The 2132-nt window shown below is 65.9% G+C and carries 1 protein-coding gene and 1 pseudogene; both read left to right on the top strand.

What is annotated here, in order from left to right; translation table 11 throughout:
• On the top strand, positions 1-1886 hold a 1886-nt coding region (locus JMF90_RS34570; RefSeq protein ID WP_201326116.1), incomplete at its 5' end, for a peptidase domain-containing ABC transporter.
• Positions 1886-2132 (top strand): annotated as a pseudogene (locus JMF90_RS34565) (hypothetical protein); the annotation flags it as partial. The gene JMF90_RS34570 and the pseudogene JMF90_RS34565, both read left to right, overlap by 1 nt.

Here is a 2132-nt window from a genome sequence, read left to right as displayed (position 1 = left end):
ACGCGCTCAAGACGCCGTGCATCCTGCACTGGGGGATGAACCACTATGTCGTGCTGACGAAGGTCGGCTACGGCAGCGTGCACATAGTCGACCCCGCGCTCGGCGAGACGAGGCTGCCGCTCGCGCAGGCGCTCACGCACATCACCGGCTATGCGCTCGAACTGAATCCGGACATCGGTTTCTCGCGGGCGGGGCAGGCCGACCGCATCCGGCTGCGCGACTACCTCGAAGGGCTGACCGGCATCCGCAAGAGCCTCGCGATCGGCATCGTGGGCGGCGTCGCCGCGCAGCTCCTGCTGCTGCTCGGCCCGTCGTACGTGCAACTGACGATCGACGAGGCGCTGAAGAAGACCGACGTCGACATCCTGTACCTGCTGACGATCCTGTTCGCGATCGTGTTCCTGTTCGACACGCTCTACGCGAATCTCGTCGGCAACATCAAGAGCTACCTGCGCAACATCGTGTCGCAGCAGTTGTCGGCGAACATGGTCGGCCATCTCGCGCGGCTGCCGATCGGTTATTTCCTGTTTCACAACACCGGCGATTCGATCTCGCGTGTGTCGTCGGTGTCGGAGGTCGGGCGATTTCTCGTCGACGGGCTGGTGGGCGGGCTGCTGAACCTCGTCACCTGCACGCTGACGCTCGTGCTGATGCTGTATTACAGCCCCGTACTGGCCGGTATCAGCCTCGCGGGGATGGTGCTGTTCGCGTTGAGCCGGCTCGCGATCCAGCCGCAACTGCAGGACGCGATGTCGCAGATCCTCACGCGCGGCGCCGAGGCCGATGCGCTGCTGATCGAGAACATCCGGTCCGCGCATTCCATCAAGCTGCTGTCGGCGGAGACCGCGCGCAGCAGCCTGTGGGTCAACGCGTTCACGCAGAAACTGCAGGCGATGCGCCAGCAGGAGCGGCTGCAACTGCTGTTCGACGCGATCTCGAAGGGGATCGTGCACGTCGAGCAGCTCGTGATCGTCACGTACGGCGCATGGCTCGTGATGCACGGCCAGAGCACGATCGGCGTGATCTACGCGTTCATCCAGTACAAGAACCTGTTCGCGGACAAGTTCATCGATTCGATCCAGCTCTACGTGCGGCGCAAGGTGCTGCAGGTGCACATGGATCGCGTCGCGGACGTGCTGCAGACCGAGACCGAGGAGCCGGCGCCGGACGCGGTCGTGCGGCCGGTCGACGGGTTCGACGGCGCGCTGTCGATCCGCGCGCTGTCGTACACGCCGAAGGGCGGCCATCGGCCGATCCTGAGCGATGTCGCGCTCGACGTGCCGGCCGGCAGCAAGATCGCGATCGTCGGCCGCACCGGCAGCGGCAAGACGACGCTGCTGAACTTGATCTGCGGGCTCGTGCGGCCCAAGCCCGGCACGCTGTTCGTCGGCGGCGTCGATCTCGCGGAAGTGAACCTGCGGCAATACCGCAAGCATCTCGCGGCCGTCACGCAGTCCGACCAGCTGTTTCGCGGGACGATCCGCGACAACATCACGAATTTCGCGCCCGCGCCGCGGATCGGCGCGATGTTCGACGCGGCGAAGCTCGCGTGCATCCACGACGAGATCGAGCGGCTCGACCATCGCTACGACACGCCGCTCGGCGATACGCAGAAATTCCTGTCGGCCGGCCAGATGCAGAGATTGCTGATCGCGCGGGCGCTGTATTGCGAGCCGCGCCTGCTGATCCTCGACGAGTTTTCGTCGAACCTCGACCAGGCGACCACGCACGAGATCTGCCGCAACGTGCTGACGCTGCCGTGCACGATCGTGCTCGTCACGCACGATGCGTCGATCCTGTCGATGGTCGACCGGATCTACCGGATGGATGACGGCGTGCTGACCGATGCGACCGACGCATGGCGCACGAACGAGGAGGCGCGGTGATGCTCGGGCGGCTCTTCCTGCTCAATCCGTTCTCGTATGCGTTCCTGCTACGCCGCGCGGTGCGGGCGATCGCGCTGCGCACGTCGCCCGCGCGTGGGCTGCGGCTGATGCGCTGGTGCTCGGGCGCGTGCCTGCGCTGCTTTCCGTGCATCCGCGAGTCGATCGAGCGCGCGGTCGCTTACATGTTGAGCGCGCACCTGAACGACGATCCGCGGCGCGTGCGCGAAGTGTCGGCCGCGATCGTGC

Origin of the sequence: Burkholderia sp. E168m23 (assembly GCF_016586125.1) — a bacterium.
Lineage (GTDB): Bacteria > Pseudomonadota > Gammaproteobacteria > Burkholderiales > Burkholderiaceae > Burkholderia > Burkholderia orbicola.
The sequence above is the reverse complement of the archived record's forward strand: the minus strand, read 5'-3'. Positions and strand labels throughout refer to the sequence as shown.